This is a genomic window from Streptomyces sp. LE64 (assembly GCF_052606915.1).
The window spans coordinates 1,553,926-1,573,061 of the sequence record NZ_CP199708.1 but is presented as its reverse complement, the minus strand read 5'-3'; the positions used below and the strand labels follow the sequence as shown (position 1 = coordinate 1,573,061).

13 protein-coding genes and 1 pseudogene are annotated in these 19,136 nt (G+C 73.8%); 10 read left to right on the top strand and 4 right to left on the bottom strand.

The genetic code is table 11. The features are described 5' to 3' along the window. Positions 1–244 precede the first annotated feature (244 nt). From ACSMX9_RS07100 to ACSMX9_RS07085, 4 genes are all read left to right on the top strand, one after another. Positions 245–1,606 (top strand): cytochrome P450, encoded by a 1,362-nt coding sequence (locus ACSMX9_RS07100; protein WP_445400883.1) that lies wholly within the window; start codon positions 245–247, stop codon positions 1,604–1,606. Positions 1,607–2,009: 403 nt separating this feature from the next. After that, on the top strand, positions 2,010–4,730 hold the full coding sequence (ppdK, locus tag ACSMX9_RS07095; RefSeq protein WP_366116289.1) for a pyruvate, phosphate dikinase: 2,721 nt from the start codon (positions 2,010–2,012) through the stop codon (positions 4,728–4,730). A gap of 151 nt (positions 4,731–4,881) precedes the next feature. Next, on the top strand, positions 4,882–5,835 hold the full coding sequence (locus ACSMX9_RS07090) for an oxidoreductase (RefSeq protein ID WP_445400881.1): 954 nt from the start codon (positions 4,882–4,884) through the stop codon (positions 5,833–5,835). Between the two features lie 158 nt (positions 5,836–5,993). Then, on the top strand, positions 5,994–6,653 hold the full coding sequence (locus ACSMX9_RS07085) for a hypothetical protein (protein ID WP_445400879.1): 660 nt from the start codon (positions 5,994–5,996) through the stop codon (positions 6,651–6,653). Between the two features lie 38 nt (positions 6,654–6,691). Here the strand turns inward: ACSMX9_RS07085 and ACSMX9_RS07080 are convergent, their stop codons facing one another. Both ACSMX9_RS07080 and ACSMX9_RS07075 read right to left on the bottom strand, forming a co-directional pair. Continuing rightward, a complete protein-coding gene (locus tag ACSMX9_RS07080; RefSeq protein WP_445400877.1) occupies positions 6,692–7,354 on the bottom strand; it encodes a class F sortase in 663 nt (220 codons plus the stop codon). A 115-nt stretch (positions 7,355–7,469) separates the two neighbouring features. After that, positions 7,470–7,994, bottom strand: coding sequence for a hypothetical protein (locus ACSMX9_RS07075; RefSeq protein WP_445400875.1), 525 nt, complete (start codon positions 7,992–7,994; stop codon positions 7,470–7,472). 346 nt (positions 7,995–8,340) lie between these two features. Between ACSMX9_RS07075 and ACSMX9_RS07070 the strand changes: the two genes are divergently transcribed. From ACSMX9_RS07070 to ACSMX9_RS07045, 6 genes and pseudogenes are all read left to right on the top strand, one after another. Then, the gene (locus ACSMX9_RS07070; protein ID WP_445400873.1) at positions 8,341–8,958 is read left to right on the top strand and encodes an NADPH-dependent FMN reductase; all 618 of its coding nucleotides are present in this window, start codon (positions 8,341–8,343) and stop codon (positions 8,956–8,958) included. Positions 8,959–9,046: 88 nt separating this feature from the next. Next, positions 9,047–9,511 carry a gamma-glutamylcyclotransferase family protein gene (locus ACSMX9_RS07065; protein WP_445400871.1) on the top strand — a complete coding sequence of 155 codons (465 nt, stop codon included), beginning with the start codon at positions 9,047–9,049 and terminating at the stop codon, positions 9,509–9,511. A gap of 45 nt (positions 9,512–9,556) precedes the next feature. Beyond that, positions 9,557–10,882: a deoxyguanosinetriphosphate triphosphohydrolase gene (locus ACSMX9_RS07060; RefSeq protein ID WP_445400869.1), complete on the top strand. Its 1,326-nt coding sequence runs from the start codon at positions 9,557–9,559 to the stop codon at positions 10,880–10,882. A 212-nt stretch (positions 10,883–11,094) separates the two neighbouring features. Continuing rightward, on the top strand, positions 11,095–12,375 hold the full coding sequence (locus ACSMX9_RS07055) for an NAD(P)/FAD-dependent oxidoreductase (protein WP_445400867.1): 1,281 nt from the start codon (positions 11,095–11,097) through the stop codon (positions 12,373–12,375). Positions 12,376–12,465: 90 nt separating this feature from the next. Further along, positions 12,466–14,376, top strand: a complete 1,911-nt coding sequence (dnaG, locus tag ACSMX9_RS07050) for a DNA primase (RefSeq protein WP_445400865.1) — start codon at positions 12,466–12,468, stop codon at positions 14,374–14,376. Between the two features lie 93 nt (positions 14,377–14,469). After that, positions 14,470–15,649 (top strand): annotated as a pseudogene (locus ACSMX9_RS07045) (RNA polymerase sigma factor). Between the two features lie 50 nt (positions 15,650–15,699). Here the strand turns inward: ACSMX9_RS07045 and ACSMX9_RS07040 are convergent. Then, the gene (locus ACSMX9_RS07040; RefSeq protein ID WP_445400863.1) at positions 15,700–17,067 is read right to left on the bottom strand and encodes an esterase-like activity of phytase family protein; all 1,368 of its coding nucleotides are present in this window, start codon (positions 17,065–17,067) and stop codon (positions 15,700–15,702) included. Between the two features lie 308 nt (positions 17,068–17,375). After that, the gene (locus ACSMX9_RS07035; RefSeq protein WP_445400861.1) at positions 17,376–19,082 is read right to left on the bottom strand and encodes a hypothetical protein; all 1,707 of its coding nucleotides are present in this window, start codon (positions 19,080–19,082) and stop codon (positions 17,376–17,378) included. Positions 19,083–19,136: the final 54 nt, after the last annotated feature.

Sequence of the window (19,136 nt, the reverse complement as noted above, 5' to 3'; positions counted from 1 at the left end):
TGCGCGTCGTCCGGGAGCACGACGGTGCGCCGTGTCGGGGCTCCCGGGCTCCGCGGCGGAGCGGGCCGTTCACCTGTCCGGTGGACCTGATTGCGGGCGTGACCCGGGCGGGGGTCGGGGCGTTGGGCTCCAGAGAGTCCGGGGGAGCACCCGGGCGCTGTCGGCGCCCCGGTGTCGAGACACCGGGCAGGTGCGCATCTTCGGGCGGGACCGGGGGCCCGCCGTGTGAACGGAAGGATTTCCGATGACTCGTAGTGAACCGCGACTTCTCGCCCCCGCGCCGGAAGGCAGCGGACTTTCGGGGGTGCAGGGAGATCCGGGTCCGCCGTACGTGGGGTACGCGCTGGCCATGATGCGCGACCCGGTCCGGCTCCACCGGGACCGGATGGAGCGCTACGGCCCGGTCTCCTGGGGCAACTTCCTGGGCCGCCCCCTGGTGACCGTCCAGGGGCCGGAGGCCGCCGAGGTCGTGCTGACCAACCAGGACCGGGCGTTCGCCTCCGGCCCCGCCTGGGACTTCTTCATCGGTCCGTTCTTCGACCGGGGGCTGATGCTGTTGGACTTCGAGGAGCACCTGGCCCACCGCCGGCTGATGCAACAGGCGTTCACCCGGGAGCGGATGGTCGCCTACCTCGACCGGGTCCACGACATCGCGGAGCGCGGCATCGGCTCCTGGCAGCCGGGCCGGCACACCCTGCTGCCGTTGTTCCGCCGGCTGGCCACGGACATGGCGATCAGCGCGTTCGTGGGGCTGGAGTTGGGCAGCGGGGAGATCCGCCGGGTGGAGCGGGCCTTCACGGAGGCGGTGCGGGCCGGGCTCGCCGTGGTCCGGGTGCCGGTGCCCGGGCTGCGCTGGAGCCGGGGCCTGAAGGCCCGCCGTCAATTGGTGGACTTCTTCATCCGGCACATCCCGCAGAAGCGGGCGAACGGGGGCGACGACCTGTTCGCGGCGCTGTGCACCGCCGAGACGGAGGACGGGCAGCGCTTCAGCGACACCGAGATCGCCAACCACATGATCTTCATGCTGATGGCCGCGCACGACACCTCCACGATCACCCTGATGACCATGGCGTACCACCTGGCCCGCCACCCGGCGTGGCAGGAGCGCTGCCGCGCGGAGTCGCTGGCGCTCGGTCCGGGGGCGGCCACGACGGCGGAGTTGGACTCGCTGCGCTCGATGGACCTGGTGATGCGGGAGTCGCTGCGGCTCTGCGCGCCGGTGCCGCTGCTGCCGCGGGTGGCGGTGCGCGACACGGCGGTCCTCGGCTACCACATCCCGGCCGGGTCCCTGGTCAGCCTCACCATCCACACCAACCACCACATGCCCGAGCACTGGCCCGACCCGGAGCGCTTCGACCCGGAGCGCTTCGCGCCCGAACGGCAGTCGGAGATCACCCACCCGTACTCCTGGTTCCCGTTCGGCGGGGGCATCCACACCTGCATGGGCCGGCACTTCTCCGGCTTCCAGGCCAAGGCGGTCATGCACTGCCTGTTGCGCTCGCGTGCCTGGTCGGTGCCCGGGGACTACACCTGGACGCTCGACTTCAGCACCCTGCCGGTGCCCCGGGACGGGCTGCCCGTGACGCTGAGCGCACCGGCCGACTGACCGGCTCGCAGGGGCGCGTCCGGCGTGCGCGGGCGCGTCCGGATCGTGGGACGCGCCGGCCGGAGCCTACGTGATTCTCGCCACCCCTGAGTGGGTGGCTGCTCAGATGAGCGAATGCACTTCTCCAAAGGGTGGCACCGGGTGCCACCCCATTTTCCTTCGGGCGTCGAAATCAAGTGGGTTGATATCCGCTCATCTGAGCGTTCCATGGCGTGTTCAGGTTTTGTTGACTTCAAGAGGTGAACGCAAGACCCCTCGCCGCAGGCTCCGGGAAGGCTTTCGATCTCCTGGCGGAAGAGTGGTTGCGCTCGTATGACAGGCAGGTGGACGTACCGGGAAGCCTTCGATCTGGGTATGTTCCTCGCCGTCAGGGCAGCCACCGAGTCCTTGGGGAGTCGAACCCGTGTCGGAAAACAAAGCGCCTCATGTCGCGAAGTTCGTTTACGACTTCACTGAGGGCAACAAGGACCTCAAGGACCTGCTCGGCGGGAAGGGCGCCAATCTCGCCGAGATGACCAACCTCGGTCTTCCCGTACCCCCCGGGTTCACCATCACCACCGACGCCTGCAAGGTCTACCTGGAGAGCGGAACGGAGCCCGCGGCACTCCGTGACGAGGTGACCGCCCATCTGGCCGCCCTCGAAGAACGGATGGGCAAGAGACTCGGCCAGCCCGACGACCCGCTGTTGGTCTCGGTGCGCTCCGGCGCCAAGTTCTCGATGCCCGGCATGATGGACACCGTCCTCAACATCGGGCTCTTCGACGAGTCGGTGGAGGGTCTCGCGGCCCAGTCCGGCAACGAGCGGTTCGCCTGGGACTCCTACCGGCGACTCGTCCAGATGTTCGGCAAGACGGTCCTCGACGTGGACGGCGAACTGTTCGAGGAGGCGCTGGAGGAGGCCAAGGCCGCCAAGGGCGTCACCGTGGACACCGACCTCGACGCCGCCGACCTCAAGAAGCTCGTCAAGCGGTTCAAGCGGATCGTGCGCACCGAGGCCGGCCGGGAGTTCCCGCAGGACCCGCGCGAGCAGATGGACCTGGCGATCCGGGCCGTCTTCGAGTCCTGGAACGGCGACCGCGCCAAGCTCTACCGCCGCCAGGAGCGCATCCCGCACGACCTCGGCACCGCGGTCAACGTCTGCTCCATGGTCTTCGGCAACCTCGGCCCCGACTCCGGCACCGGAGTCGCCTTCACCCGCGACCCGGCCAGCGGCCAGCAGGGCGTGTACGGCGACTACCTCCAGAACGCCCAGGGCGAGGACGTCGTCGCCGGCATCCGCAACACCGTGCCGCTGGCCGAGCTGGAGAAGCTCGACAAGGACTCCTACGACCGGCTCATGCAGATCATGGAGACCCTGGAGAACCACTACAAGGACCTGTGCGACATCGAGTTCACGATCGAGCGCGGCAAGCTGTGGATGCTCCAGACCCGGGTCGGCAAGCGCACCGCCGGGGCCGCCTTCCGGATCGCCACCCAACTCCTCGACCAGGGCCTCATCGACGAGGCCGAGGCCCTCCAGCGGGTCACCGGGGCCCAGCTCGCCCAGCTGATGTTCCCCAAGTTCGACGAGGCCGCGCAGGTCGACCGGATCGCCCGGGGCATCGCCGCCTCGCCCGGCGCCGCCGTGGGCAAGGCCGTCTTCGACTCGTACACCGCCATCAAGTGGTCCCGCTCCGGCGAGCGGGTCATCCTGATCCGCCGCGAGACCAACCCCGACGACCTCGACGGCATGATCGCCGCGGAGGGCATCCTGACCTCCCGCGGCGGCAAGACCTCGCACGCCGCCGTGGTGGCCCGCGGCATGGGCAAGACCTGCGTCTGCGGCGCCGAGGAGCTGGAGGTCGACACCAAGCGGCGCCGGATGACCGCGCCCGGCGGGATCGTGGTGGAGGAGGGCGACCTGGTCTCCATCGACGGCTCCACCGGCAAGGTGTACCTCGGTGAGGTGCCCGTCGTCCCCTCGCCCGTCGTCGAGTACTTCGAGGGCCGGATGCACGCCGGCGCCGACGACGCCGACGAACTCGTCGTCGCCGTCCACCGGATCATGGCCTACGCCGACCGGGTCCGCCGGCTGCGGGTGCGCGCCAACGCCGACAACGCCGAGGACGCGCTGCGCGCCCGCCGCTTCGGCGCCCAGGGCATCGGCCTGTGCCGCACCGAGCACATGTTCCTCGGCGAGCGCCGGGAGTACGTCGAGCGGCTGATCCTCGCCGACACCGACCAGGAGCGCGAGGAGTCCCTCGCCCGGCTGCTGCCGCTCCAGGAGAGCGACTTCGTGGAGCTCTTCGAGGGGATGGACGGACTGCCCGTCACCGTCCGCCTCCTCGACCCGCCGCTGCACGAGTTCCTGCCCGACATCACGGAGCTGTCGGTACGGGTCGCGCTCGCCGAGTCCCGCCAGGACGCCAACGAGAACGACCTGCGGCTGCTCCAGGCCGTCCACCGGCTGCACGAGCAGAACCCGATGCTGGGGTTGCGCGGCGTCCGGCTCGGCCTGGTCATCCCCGGCCTGTTCGCCATGCAGGTGCGGGCCATCGCCCGGGCCGCCGCGGCCCGGCGGGAGGCCGGCGGCGACCCCCGGGTGGAGATCATGATCCCGCTGGTGGGCACCGTCCAGGAGCTGGAGATCGTCCGCGACGAGGCCCAGCAGGTCATCGCCGAGGTCGAACGCGCCCACAACGTCGACCTCAAGCTGGCCCTCGGCACCATGATCGAGCTGCCCCGGGCCGCGCTCACCGCCGGACAGATCGCCGAGGCCGCCGAGTTCTTCTCGTTCGGCACCAACGACCTGACCCAGACCGTGTGGGGCTTCTCCCGCGACGACGTGGAGGCCAGCTTCTTCACCGCCTACCTGGAGAAGGGCATCTTCGGGGTATCCCCGTTCGAGACCATCGACCGGGACGGCGTCGGGGCGCTGGTCCGGGACGCGGTCCGGGCCGGTCGGGCCACCCGCCCCGACCTCAAGCTGGGCGTCTGCGGCGAGCACGGCGGCGACCCGGAGTCGGTGCACTTCTTCCACGAGGTCGGCCTCGACTACGTCTCCTGCTCCCCCTTCCGCATCCCGGTGGCCCGGCTGGAGGCCGCCCGCGCCGCCAACGAGTCAGCGGGCAGCGACCACCGCTGACCGCCGACGGACCCGAGACCCCGCAGCCGCCGCCGGTCACCCTCACCGACCGGCGGCGGCTGCGGCGCACCCCGCCCGCGCCGGACGGCGCCCGCGTGGTGGACGATGGAGGGGCGGACGTCCCGGGCCCACCTGGCGAGGAGCACACGGAATGAGCGGCTGGAGCGAGCACGACATCCCCGACCAGCACGGTCGGACGGCGATCGTGACCGGAGCCAACAGCGGCCTCGGCCACGCCACCGCCCGGGCCCTCGCCCGGCGCGGCGCCCGGGTGGTGCTGGCCTGCCGCAGCGCCGAGCGCGGCACCGCCGCCCGGGACCGGCTGCGGGCCGAGGTCCCGGGCGCCGACGTGGAGTTCGCCCCGCTGGACCTGGCCGACCTGGACTCCGTGCGGGGATTCGCGGACGCCTGGCGCACGGCCGGCGACCGGCGGCTGGACCTGCTGGTCAACAACGCCGGGGTGATGGCCCTGCCGCACCGGCTCACCGCCGACGGCTTCGAGATGCAGTTCGGCGTCAACCACCTCGGCCACTTCGCCCTGACCGGGCTGCTGCTGCCGAGCCTGCTCGCCACCCCCGGCTCCCGGATCGTCACCGTCTCCAGCTTCATGCACCACACCGCGAACATCGACATCCACGACCTCAACAGCACTCGCGGGTACCGGCGGTGGACCGCGTACGGGCGGTCCAAGACCGCCAACCTGCTCTTCGTCCACGAACTCGCCCGCCGGCTCGCCGCCCGCGGCGGCCACCCGGTCGCCGCCGCCGCCCACCCCGGGTACGCCCGCACCAACCTCCAGACGGCCGCCCCGCGGATGGAGGGCCGCCGCTCCGCCGAGCGCGTCATCGAACTGGGCAACCTGCTGCTGGCGCAGAGCGCCGAAGCCGGGGCGCTGCCCACGCTGTACGCGGCCACCGCCCCCGGGGTGCGTCCCGACTCCTTCACCGGGCCCGCCGTGCTCTCCTGGCGCGGCGCCCCGGCGCCGGCCCGCCGGGCCCGCTGGACCACCGACGACCGTGCCTCCGGCCGGTTGTGGGAGGAATCCGTCCGGCTCACCGGGGTCACCTGGCCGGAGCTGGCGACGGACCCGGACACCGCCTCCTGACCGGCCGCTGACCTGGACCCGGACGGCTCCGCCGACCGGACGCCCCGGTTTCCGGGCGGTCCCGGGGTCGGCGCCGTCGGCAAGGGACGGGTCAGCGAACCATCTAAACCCCGTCAATCCCGCTGACGTGACGGGGTCGTCGTTCTACCGTGCCATGCATGGGATGTGACAGAACGCCGCACGCCGACCACGCCGACGACGACCCCGACGACCCCGACTCCACGCCCCGGGGCGGCCCGCCCGCCCCTGCGGACCAGGGCCTCGCCTGGGTCGCGTTCGACACCGCCGCCCCCGCCCCCACCGGGCCCGTCCGGGCCCCCGACGTCACTGTCGACCGCCGGTGGACCAGCGACCGCCGGGACGCCGTCTGTTGCGCATTCGCGCTGCTCGCCCTCGTCGGCCTGGTCGACGTCGGCAACGGCAGCCTCACCCCGGCCCGCGCCGCACTGTGGGCGCTGCTCGCCCTGCTGCTGTACGGGGTGCTGCACCCCTCGCGGGTGACCGCCGGCCCCGGCTGGCTGGCCGTGCGCGGGCTGTGGCGCACCCGACGGGTCGCCACCGACCTGCTGGTCTCGGTCCGCCACGGCGACGGCCTGCAACCCCGGCTGGTGCTGCGGGACGCCCTCGGCAACCGCCTGGAGGTCGACCCCAAGGTCCTCAGCGACAACCCGCTGATCTGGCACCGGTTGGACACCGGAGCCCGTCACGCCCGCGCCAACGGACTGCTGCGCACCGGCACCACCGTCCTCCAGGGGATGGGGAAGCAGTGGGACGCCACCGAGGCCCGCGCCGTGTTCGAGGTGTCCCACCTGGACTGAGGTCCGCCCGCCGGGTCCGACCCCACACGGACCCGGACTCACCGGCCGTCCGTCAACCGGGCGAAGACCACCACGTTCCCCGCGTACCCGGTCCGCTTCGAGTACGGTCCGCCGCAGGTGATCACCCGGAGCTCGGGACCGGGCGCCGGACCGTACACCCGCTCGTCGGGGAAGTCCTCGCCCGGGTGCACCTCGACGGCGGTGACGGTGAAGACGGCCACCGACCCGTCCCGCCGGTCCACCTCGATCCGTTCTCCGCGGGTCAGCGCACCGAGGCGGTAGAACACCGCCGGCCCGTCCGCGTTGTCGACGTGCCCCGCGACGACGGCCGTGCCCCGTTCCCCCGGAGTGGTCCCGGCCTCGTACCAGCCCGCGAGCTCCGGCCGGTCGGGCGGGGGGACGTCCAGGCTGCCGCCCGCGGTCAACCGCAGGCCCATCAGGGGGGCGTCCACCCCGATCGCCGGGATGCGGATGCGGTCGGGAGGCGACGGGGCGAGCGCCGGGGCACCCTCGGAATCCTGCGCGCCCCCGGGGCGGGCCGCGGCGGACTGGGCGTCGGACGGCTGCGGCGGCAGCCGCGGGGCGCCCGTGTCGTGCAGCAGCCAGACGCCCAGGCACAGGAACAGCGCCGTGCCGCCGGCTATCGCCGCGTCGCCGCACCGCCGCGCCGGAGTGCGCCGCGGCTGGCCCGGTGTGCGCATGACGTCCCCCTCGGGTCGTGGAGCCGGTTCCCGCTGCCCCCTCCGGCCCCGGCGAGGAGCCGCGGGACCGGAGGAGGAGCGGATGGCGGTACCGGTGGACAGCGGAGGTTGTCCGTCAGATCCCGTCGCCTCTCGCCCGGCGATGCAGGAGCCAGGTACCGCCCGCGGCGGCGACGGCCAGGGCCGCCACGCCCGCCGCGGTCTGGACGGGGTCGGGGCCCAAGGCGCCGCCGACCCCCGTGTTCACGTGCCCCCGCGGGTGCGCGGGCACCGCCTCGGCCGCCGCCCCGTCCAGGACGACGGCCAGGTCCGCCGCCGGGCCGCTGCCGTCCGCGCAGCGCACCGCGATCTCGTAGGTGCCCGGGTGGGCCCCCGGGGGCACCGTGAAGCGGCCCACCGCGGGACCCCCGGCGGTCTCGGGGGCCAGCGCGAAGGACCCCGCGCCCACCGCACTGGCGTCGCCCACCGCGGCGCCGCCCGTGCCGCACCCGTCCGAGCGCAGCACCACCGGGTCGCCGGGGACCGCCGTGGCCGGCGACACGGTCGTGCCCGGCCCGTCGCCGCCGGCGGCGGGGCCGGCGGCGAGGCCCACCAGGGCGACGGCGGACACGGCGGCGCTCAGCGGGCGGGCAGTGCGCATGGATCGCTCCTCGGCCGGGCGTGCCCGGCGGCCCCCAAGTGCCGCGGTTTCGGTCACGTCCTCGCACCACGAGGGAACGGCCTCCCGCCCCGCCCCGCCTCCCGGCGCCCCGCGGCGGATACCGGCGAACGGTGGACCGTCCCCCTGTGCGCACGGGCGTTGCAGCAGGTCATGGCGGTGCCGTGGGAAAGTTCCACGGGGCGGGTGAAGGGGCCGACGAACGGGTGACCCGCCCGTGGGAGGAGGCCCCGTCCGTGGTCCGGCGGCCGGGTGCACTGGCCGGTTCGCCCGCCCGGCCGAGAGCCTGCTTGACCTCAACATTGGTCGAGGTAACAGGGTCTGACGCATGACCACAGACCTCAGATCCTCCGGCACCACCCCGCCCCCGCAGCCGCTGCGGATCGCGGTGATCCTCGGCAGCAACCGGGAGGGCCGCTTCGGCCCGGTCGTCGCCCGGTGGCTGCTGGACGAGATCGCGCCGCGCCCCGAACTCCACGCCGACCTGGTGGACGTCGCCGCGGTCGACCTGCCCACCGCGCTGACCGGCCGGCCGACCCCACGGCAGGGCGCCGAACTCGCCAAGGTCGGCCCGGCACTGGCCGCCGCCGACGCCTTCGTGGTGGTCACCCCCGAGTACAACCACTCCTACCCGGCGCCCCTGAAGAACCTCATCGACTGGCACTACGCCGAGTGGCACGCCAAGCCGGTCGCCTTCGTCTCCTACGGCGGAGTCTCCGGGGGGCTGCGCGCGGTGGAGCACCTGCGTCAGGTCTTCGCCGAACTGCACGCCGTCACCGTCCGCGACACCGTCTCCTTCGCCCACGCCCACGACCGCTTCGACGACACCGGCCGGCTCCGGGACCCCGCCGCGGCCGGCGGCGCCGCGAAGACCCTGCTCGACCAGCTGACCTGGTGGGCCCGGGCCCTGCGGGACGGCAGGGCGGAGCACCCCTACCGCACCTGACCGCCTTCCGCCCGGCCCCGCCTCCTTGGCACCATCGCCAAAGACGGGGCCGGCCGGCCCCGCACCACCCGAGAGGACGGCCGCCCCGATGACCAGCGCCCACCCCACCGCGACCGGCGAGGGGTCCGCCCTGCCGTTCTTCGTGTACGGCACCCTGCGCCCCGGCGGCACCCACCACGACAGCCACCTGCGGGACGCCCTCGCCACCGTCGTCCCGGCCCGGCTGCCGGACGCCGCCCTCCACGACGGCCCCGGATACCCGTACGCGGTCGCCGCCCCGCCGCCCGCCGAGGTCCTCGGCGACCTGGTCACCGTCCGCCCCGCCGACCACGACGCCCTGCTCGCCTCCCTCGACGCACTGGAGGAGTACGCCGGCCCGGGCGACGCCCGTAACGAGTACGAGCGGGTGGTGCGCGAGGTGCTGACCCCCGACGGCGCCGCCGTACCGGCCTGGGTCTACCTCGCGGCGCCCCGGCTGGCCGACCGCTTGCGCCGGTCCGGCACCCCGATGGCCGGCGGCGACTGGCTCGCCCACGCCCCCGGCCCCGGCTGACCCGCCCGCCGCCCGGTCCCGGACCTGCCGACTACTGTCGGGGCCATGGCACGCACCCCCCGCCCCGAGTCCGACGCGCCGCCGCCCTACGACACGGCCGACACCGCCCGGTGGGCGGTCGAGCCCGACAAACGGCCGGGCCGCACCGCGTTCCAGCGGGACCGGGCCCGCGTCCTGCACTCCGCCGCGCTGCGGCGGCTGGCGGGCAAGACCCAGGTGGTCACCCCCGGCACCCGCAGCCCCGCCTGGGACCCCAGCCCCCGCACCCGGCTCACCCACTCCCTGGAGTGCGCCCAGGTCGGCCGGGAACTGGGGGCCGCCCTGGGCTGCGACCCGGACCTGGTGGAGACGGCCTGCCTCTCCCACGACATGGGACACCCCCCGTTCGGCCACAACGGCGAGCAGGCCCTCAACGAGGTGGCCGCCGACTGGGGCGGCTTCGAGGGCAACGCCCAGTCGCTGCGGCTGCTCGCCCGCATCGAACCCAAGCGCTTCGCGGCCCCGCCCGGCTCCGCCCCCGGCACCGAGCCGGTCAGCGTGGGCCTCAACCTGACCCGGGCCGCACTCGACGCCGCCACCAAGTACCCCTGGCCGCGCGGCGCCCACCCCACCGACCCGGCTTCCCCCAAGTTCGGGGTCTACGAGGACGACCGTCCCGTCTTCGACTGGGTCCGCCAGGGCGTTCCCGAGGGCCGCACCTGCTTCGAGGCGCAGGTCATGGACTGGTCCGACGACGTCGCCTACTCCGTCCACGACCTGGAGGACGGGCTGCACGCCGGCCACGTCGACCCCGCCGCGCTGCACGCCGAGCCCGAACGCCGGGACGTCTTCGCGGTGGCGCTCGCCCGCTACGCCCCCGCCGGCACCGACCCGGAGGAGCTCGCGGAGGCGCTGGACCGGCTGCTCGCCCAGGAGTGGTGGCCGCACGGCTACGACGGCTCCGCCCGCGCCCAGGCCGGGCTGAAGGACGCCACCAGCCAGCTCATCGGCCGCTTCTGCCTGGCCGCCGAGCACGCCACCCGCGCCCGGTGGGACCCCGGGCACACCGGCCTGCGGCTCACCCGCTACGCCGCCGAACTGGTGGTCCCCCGGGAAGCCGCTCTGGAGTGCGCGGTCCTCAAGGCCGTCGCCGACCGGTACGTGATGCAGCGGGCCGAGCAGGAGCTCATCCGGGCCGAGCAACGGGTGGTGGTCGCCGAACTCGCCGAGGCACTGGTGCGGCGCGCCCCGTACGGGCTCGACCCGCAGTTCCGCCCGCTCTTCGAGACGGCCGCCGACGACCGGGCCCGGGGGCGGGTGATCGTCGACCAGATCGCCTCCCTCACCGACGCCTCCGCCGCCGCCCTGCACACCCGACTGACCGCCCGCTGACCGTGCGGATTCGGCCACGGAAACCGTGGCGCCCCCGGGCCGGACCGGCCCGGCCCGGGACCGGTACGCGGGGCGGGCGCCGCCGTGTGCGGAGCGTCCGCCACCGCCACGGGGCGTGACGGGGCTGGCCTGATCGGGTCAGTCCCTCTTCCCGCTGCCCGCCGGGTGCGGGACGCTCACCCTGGCGGAAAAGGCTCACGAGGAGGCATCACGTGGTTGACGCGGATCAGACGTTCGTCATCGTCGGCGGAGGGCTCACCGGCGCCAAGGCCGCCGAGACCCTACGGGCCGAGGGCTACTCCGGCCGGGTCATCCTGATCGGTGACGAACGCGACCATCCCTACGAGCGGCCGTCGCTGTCCAAGGACTACCTGCTCGGCAAGGCGGAGCGGGACAGCCTCTTCGTGCACCCCCCGGGCTGGTACGCGCAGCACGACGTGGAGCTGCACCTCGGGCAGACCGTCGAGTCGATCGACCGGGCGGCCCGGACGGTCCGGCTCGGCGACGGCACCTCGATCGCGTACGACAAGCTGCTGCTGGCCACCGGCGCGGAACCGCGCCGGCTGGACGTGCCCGGCACCCATCTGGTGGGGGTGCACCACCTGCGGCGGCTGGCGCACAGCGAGCGGCTGCGCCAGGTGCTGACCAACCTCGGCCGGGAGAACGGCCACCTGGTGATCGCGGGCGCCGGCTGGATCGGCCTGGAGGTCGCGGCGGCGGCCCGCAGCTACGGGGCGGAGGTCACGGTGGTGCACCGGGGCCCCACGCCCCTGCACGGGGTCCTCGGCCCGGAGCTCGGCCAGCTCTTCACGGACCTGCACCGCGAGCACGGGGTGCGGTTCCACTTCGGGGCGACCCTCACCGAGATCGTCGGCCAGGACGGCATGGTGCTGGCCGCCCGCACCGACGACGGCGAGGAGCACCCGGCGCACGACGTGCTCGCCGCGATCGGAGCCGCCCCGCGCACCGCACTGGCACAGGCCGCCGGCCTGGAGCTGGTCGACCCGGCCGAAGGCGGTGGCGTCGCCGTGGACGCGGCGCTGCGCACCTCCGACCCGGACGTGTACGCGGCGGGGGACATCGCCTCCGTGCACCATCCGCTCTTCGACCGCCGCATCCGGGTGGAGCACTGGGCGAACGCCCTGAACGGCGGCCCGGCCGCGGCCCGCGCGATGCTCGGCCGGGAGGTCGCCTACGACCGGCTGCCCTACTTCTACTCCGACCAGTACGACGTGGGCCTGGAGTACTCCGGCTGGGCCCCGCCCGGCTCCTACGACCAGGTGGTGATCCGCGGGTCCGCCACGGCCGCCAAGCGCGAGTTCATCGCCTTCTGGCTGGCCGGGGGCCGGGTGCTGGCGGGCATGAACGTCAACGTGTGGGACGTCACCGCACCGGTGCAGGACCTGATCCGGTCCGCCGCCCCGGTGGACACCGAGGCCCTGGCCGACCCGTCCGTCCCCCTGGAGTCACTGGTCACCGCGCCGGTGGAGTGACCGGCCCCGTCGTGGTGCCGCGGGGGTCCCGACCCGTCCGCGGCACCACGCGGCGTCCGGGTGTCCGCGGGCCGCCGTAGAATCGCGGACGTGGCAGGCAGGATCAACGACGAGGACGTGAAGGCGGTACGGGACGCGGTCCCGATCGACGCCGTCGTGTCCGAGTACCTCCAGCTGCGCAACGCCGGGGGCGGCAACCTGAAGGGCCTGTGCCCCTTCCACGACGAGAAGTCCCCCTCGTTCCAGGTCAGTCCCGCCAAGGGGCTGTTCCACTGCTTCGGCTGCCAGGAGGGCGGCGACACCATCACCTTCGTGATGAAGGTCGACCACCTCTCCTTCTCCGAGGCCGTCGAGCGGCTGGCGGGCACCGCCGGCATCACCCTCCGCTACGAGCAGGGCGGGTACAACCCGACCCACCAGCGCGGTGAGCGCATCCGGCTGGTCGAGGCGCACAAGGTCGCCGCCGGCTACTACGCCGAACAGCTCGACGCGAGCCCGGAGGCGGAGATCGGCCGGAAGTTCCTCGCCGAACGCGGCTTCGACCAGGACGCGGCCCGGCACTTCGGCGTCGGCTACAGTCCCGCCGGCTGGGACCACCTGACCCGCTTCCTGCGCGGCAAGGGCTTCAGCGACAAGGAGCTCCTGCTCTCCGGACTGGCCCAGGAAGGGCGCCGGGGCGGGCCGATCGACCGGTTCCGCGGCCGGCTCATGTGGCCGATCCGGGACATCTCCGGCGAAGTGGTGGGATTCGGTGCCCGCAAGCTCCGCGAGGATGACAACGGCCCCAAGTACCTGAACACCCCCGAGACGGCGATCTACCGCAAGTCCCAGGTCCTCTACGGGATCGACCTCGCCAAGAAGGACATCGCCAAGGCCAGCCGGGCCGTCGTCGTCGAGGGCTACACCGACGTCATGGCCTGCCACCTCGCCGGCGTCACCACCGCCATCGCCACCTGCGGCACCGCCTTCGGCAGCGACCACATCAAGATCCTGCGCCGACTGCTGATGGACAACGGCTCCGCCCGGGTGATCTTCACCTTCGACGGGGACGCCGCCGGGCAGAAGGCCGCGCTGCGCGCCTTCGAGGACGACCAGAAGTTCGCCGCCGAGACCTACATCGCCATCGCCCCGGACGGCATGGACCCCTGTGACCTGCGGCTCGCCAGGGGCGACGAGGCGGTGGCCGACCTGGCGCAGCCGCGCACCCCGCTGTTCGAGTTCGCCCTGCGGCAGATCGTCGCCCGCTACGACCTCGACACCCCGGCCGGGCGCGCCGCCGCGCTGGACGAGGCCGCCCCGGTCGTCGCCCGGATCAAGAACAGCGCCTCCCAGCACGAGGTGGCCGTCCAACTCGCCGGTCTGGTCGGCATCCTCGACACCCAGTTCGTGGTCAAGCGGGTGGGCCAGCTCGCCCGGTGGGCCCGGGACCGCGGCGGTCAGGGGCCCGGCCCCGGGCCGGACCGAGGCCGGCCGCCCGTGGCCGAGAACCCGGCCGCCCGTCGTCCCCAGGGCCCGGCCCTCAACCTGCGCAACCCGGTGCACGCCACCGAACGCGAGTTGCTCAAGCTCGCCCTCCAACGGCCCGAACTGGTCTCCCCGGCCTTCGACGCCTACGGCGTCGACGAGTTCACCGCCGAGCCCTACGCCGCCGTCCGCGAGGCGATCACCGAGGCGGGCGGCGCGGAACAGGGCGTCCAAGACGCCCAGGCGTACCTGGTGCGGGTGCGGGAAGCGGCCCCCGACGACCGGATCCGCGCCATGGTCACCGAACTCGCCGTCGAGGCGATCATGCGCCGCACCGTGGACGAGGTCTACGCGGGCGAGCAGTTGGTGGCCGTGCGCCGCCGCGCCGTCGAACGCCGGGTGCGGGACATCCAGTCCGCGCTCACCCGACTCGGCACCGGGGGCGACGCGGCCCACCTGGCCGCCGTCCAGAACGAGTTGTGGGTCCTCCAGCAGTACGACCAGTCACTGCGCGAGCAGGGCGCGGGCGCCCTGTAGGGGCCGGGAGTGACCGCGCGGTCACCCCTCGAACGCAGAAAGTCCCCGCACGCCCCTCGTGGCGACGGTGTGTCGTACAGCACACTGGGAGCGGTGCCTGAGTCCCCGGAGCGCGGCCGACCCCACCCCGAGGTCACCTCGGACCCTCACCCCCGCGGTCGTGCTCCCCGCGTACGGAGCGGACAGCGGCGCGGCCGCTTCCCGCCGGTCCCGTCGTCCCGCTGCCGCCCGTCCCGCAGCGAACCCCCTGGAGGTCGCCGCCGTGCAGACCCGGACCCCGTCCCCGGCAGGCTCCGTCGCGGGCCCGCTCCCCGCCGTTCCCGCGCAGGGCCGCCGCCCGCGCCGCGCCGCGCCGTCCGGCGGCACCCCGCCCGACCTGTTCCGCCAGTACCTGCGGGAGATCGGCCGGACCCCGCTGCTCAGCGCCGCCGACGAGGTCGAACTCGCCCGCCGCATCGAGGCCGGGCTGCTCGCCGAGGAGAAGCTGAACACCACCCCCGACCTGGACTCCCGGCTCGCCGGCGACCTCGACCGGCTGGTCGTGCTGGGACGTGCCGCCAAACGGCAGCTGATCGAGGCCAACCTGCGGCTCGTGGTCTCCGTCGCCAAGCGGTACATGGGCCGTGGACTGACCATGCTCGACCTGGTCCAGGAGGGCAACCTCGGGCTGATCAGAGCCGTCGAGAAGTTCGACTACGTCCGCGGGTTCAAGTTCTCCACCTACGCCACCTGGTGGATCCGCCAGGCGATGTCCCGCGCCCTGGCCGACCAGGCCCGCACCATCCGGGTCCCGGTCCACGTCGTGGAACTCATCAACCGGGTGGTGCGGGTCCAGCGGCGCATCCTCCAGGAACGCGGCTACGACCCCACGCCCGAGGAGATCGGCGCCCAACTCGGCCTCTCCGCGGAGCGGGTGGGCGAGATGCTGCGGCTGGCCCAGGAGCCGATGTCCCTGCACGCCCCGGTCGGCGAGGAGGACGACGTCGCCTTCGGCGACCTCATCGAGGACCGCGACGCCACCTCCCCCGTCGAATCGGTGGCCTTCCTCCTGCTGCGCGAGCACCTGGACGCCGTGCTCTCCACCCTCGGCGACCGGGAGCGCGAGGTGGTCCAGCTCCGTTACGGCCTCGCCGGTGCCCGCCCCCGCACCCTGGAGGAGATCGGCCAGCTCTTCGGCGTCACCCGGGAGCGCATCCGCCAGATCGAGGCGAAGACCCTGCGCAAGCTCCGCGAGCACGCCTTCGCCGGTCAGCTCCGCGGCTATCTGGACTGAATCCGCCGGTGCGCCCGCCCCCTCGGGGAACGGGCGCACCGGGGGCGGGCTCAACGGCGGAGCGCCTGCGGCAGCTTGATGTGCGTGATCTTGGTGTTCAGCCCGCTGTCCCGCAGCCGACCGTTCTGGTCGAAGGCGTCGGGGCCGTCCGACATGCCGAAGTCGTTGTCGTTGATCACCGCGAGGGTGTCGCGGCCGACCAGGGCGACTCCCTCGACCTTCCCCGGCACCCCGGGGATCTTGCCGAGGTCCACCACGAGCCGCTTGTCCAGCACGTCGACCCCGGCGCCCGCGAGGTCCTCGGTCTGCTCGTAGCTGGGGGAGGTCTCCACCTCGTCCCAGCGGCTGTCGAGGATGCCCTCGTCCCGCGGCAGCGTCACCCGGTGCAGACGGGCCGTGCGGTCGGTGCGCTCCTGCACCAGCACGCTGTGGGCGCCGACCGGGACCAGCGCGGACACCTTCAGCTCCGACTGGTCGGTCTCCGCCGGGTCCACCTCGTTCACCGGGTCCACCCGGTAGGCGTACTCGCCGGTCACCTCGCCCTCCTCGGGCGAGAAGCGCAGCAGCCGGAGGTTGCGGGACGCCTCGCCGGCGGCCTTGTCGGGGACCAGCAGCGGGCTCTGCACCGCGATCACCAGGTCCCCGCCGGGGAGTACGGTCAACGCCTCGAAGCCCCGGTTCTGCTTGCGGTTCAGCAGGATCGACGGCAGCGCCTCGACCACCGGGTAGTCGGCGCCCTGCAACCTCAGTCCCTCGGGCACGTAGCGGGTGAGCACCTCGCCTCGGGCGGAGACGTGGATCAGCGAGGGGCTGTACTCGTCGACCAGCCAGAACGTCCCGTCGGCGGCCCTGGCCATGCCCTCGGTGTCGAGCCCGTTCGGGTTCACCTCCAGCGCGTTCTGCGCGTTGTAGTCGAACGGGGCCTCGTCGCGCGAGAGTTGGTTGGGCAGCCCGGTCACGGGCTTGCCGGACCGGGTGGTGATCGGGACCGATCCGAGCACCCGCACCCGCTCGCCCTCGACCTTCACCCGGACGATCGCCGGGTTGAAGCCCGGCACGGCGAAGGTGCGCCGCTTCTTCCCGTTCACCGCGATCTGCCCGTTGGGCCCGCGGTCGGTGAGCGCCCAGAACTCGCCGGGCCGGTCCGCCGGGTACAGGTCGCTGCCGATGCCCAGGTTCACCCCCCGGTCGTTGTCGACCGAGCCGGGGAACAGCCCGTTGCTGAACTCGGCGAGCGGTATCTCGTCCAGCACCGCGGACCCGGTGACCACGGGCCCCTGCGCCCGCTTCCCGGTCTCGCCGCCGGGCAGGACGCTGGTGGCCGTCGCGGTGAAGGCCAGACCGCCGGCGAGGGCGAGCGGCAGACCGAGGGTGAGCGTGATGCGCAAGGGGCGCGCGAGGCGCGAGCGGGGGGACATCGGGGCCTCCTGGCGGGGGGACACAGGACCGAACGGCGGGCCGGTCGCGCACGACCGGCCCGGATGGAGCCCTGACTCTGCCGCACGCCCCCGGGCTCCGGGCGGGGTTCCCGCGATGACGGCCGAACCTCGCCCCTCTCGTCAACGGCCTTCCCGGGAGTGCACTCACGTTTCACCTGGGAGGCCACGGCCGGCGCGCCCCCTTGTCTACGCGCATAGTTGGCTGGAATGCATGGGCCATGGACACGGGCTCGTCCCTCCGGCGCGCCGTGCGCGCCGCGCACCGGAGGGACACCGGCCGGATCCGGTCACTCCCCGGTGAGCGCCAACCCTTCGTAGGCCAGCCACTGCATGAAGGTGTGCAGACCGTGGTGGAGGGGCATCCCGGGGTGCCAGTCGGCGAGCCGGGGAGCCCGCGGGGCGCCGTCCGGCGCGGGGGGCGCCGCGGTCGGGGCCGCGACCGTCTCGATGCCCACCGGGCGGACCGCGGCCTGCACCGCCAGGGCCAGGTCGCGGGCGGGGACCGGGGTGTCCTCGGGGAGCTCCAGCACCCCGGCCGCCGGGCGCCGGGCCACCACCCGGCTGATCGCCCCGACCAGGTCGGAGGTGTGCAGCGGGCGCAGCGGGCGGCCGGGCGGCTCGGTGAGGACCACGGGGCGGCTGCGCAGCGCGCTCCACACCATGCGGCCGATCGGGGTGTCGCGGGCGCAGCCCGGCCCGTACAGGTCGCCGGTGCGCAGGGTCACCGGCGGGCCGTCGGGGCCGTGCACCACCACGGCCGGGTCCGCCGGCCGCCCCAGCGGGCGCAGGTCGACCAGGTGGCCGCGGGCGGGGGGCCGTTCGCCGCCGCCGGGGCGGAGGACCACCCGGTGGCCCCGGTCCGCGAGTCCGCGCACCACGTGTTCGCCCAGCGGGCTGGCCGCCCCCAGCACGGCGACCGGGCGTCCCGTCCGCACCGGGGCGGACCGGGGTTCGCCGGCCGCGGCCAGGCCCGCGTCGAGCCCCGCCCCTGCGATCTCGGCCAGCCCCGCCCGGAGTTCGAGGATGCGCTCCTCGTCCTGGTGGTGGCTGGTCCCGCCGGGGCCGAGGGTGGCGAGGGCCTCGACGGTGGCCGCCGTCCGGGACGCGTCGGCGCCCCGGCCCTCGGTGCGGTGGACGAATCCCATGGTGAAGGCGGTGAGCCAGGTCTCCTGGGCGGCCCCGGGGTCCGGGGCTTTGGTCAACTCGATGTTGGCCGATTTGTATCTGGCGATGTCCACGCCCTGTCCGGAGAGGTAGTCGGCGCATTCCAGATGGAGCCACCGCTGTGGTCCGGCGCCCGTCATCCGCACCACGCACTGGGCCTTGCCGTGTTTGAAGAAGGGAACCACCCCCGGGGATTCCAAAGCGGTCTTTTCGTCCACCACGGGGTCGTCGGGAAGGAAGCACACCGCGCGTCTGGGGCCGCGGAAGGCATTGCCGGAAATGCTGCCCCGGTCGTCGTGTTCCACCAGGTTCGGCACCGACACGTAGGCCGGCGTCCCGCGGGTCCGCAGGTACTGCTGCATGAGGATGTCGTCGGGCCAGGCGTCCAGTCGCCGCCTGCCGTACGTCACGTACCCGGCGGCCACCGCGCGCGGCAGGACCAGCGCCACGCAGGGCACGTACTCGTTGACCGCGCGCACCCAACGGGCCCCGGACAGCGCGCCCAGGCGCACCGCGCCGCCGTTGCGGGAGTCCCAGAGCGCGAACAGGGCGAGGGCCGCGTCCGGCCGCTGCTCCACGGCCCGTTGGACCCGTGCGAAGAACCCCTCGGACAGGATCATGTCGTCCTGCACGACGAGTTGGTGGGTGGCGCCCTCCTCGATCGACGACCACGCCGCGAGGGCGGTGCGCAACACCGACGGCCGGCCGCCGGGATCGGGGTCCATCACCACGCGCAGGGCGCCCGGCGGTGCCGAGCGGGCCAGCGCCTCGGCGGCGGGCAGCCGCTTGGGATGGGTCATCACCACACTGCTGATGCGGTAACGCGTCACAGGTCCTCCGTGCTCTGGTGCTCCACCGGAAGGTCGAATTCCGCCGGAGGGCGC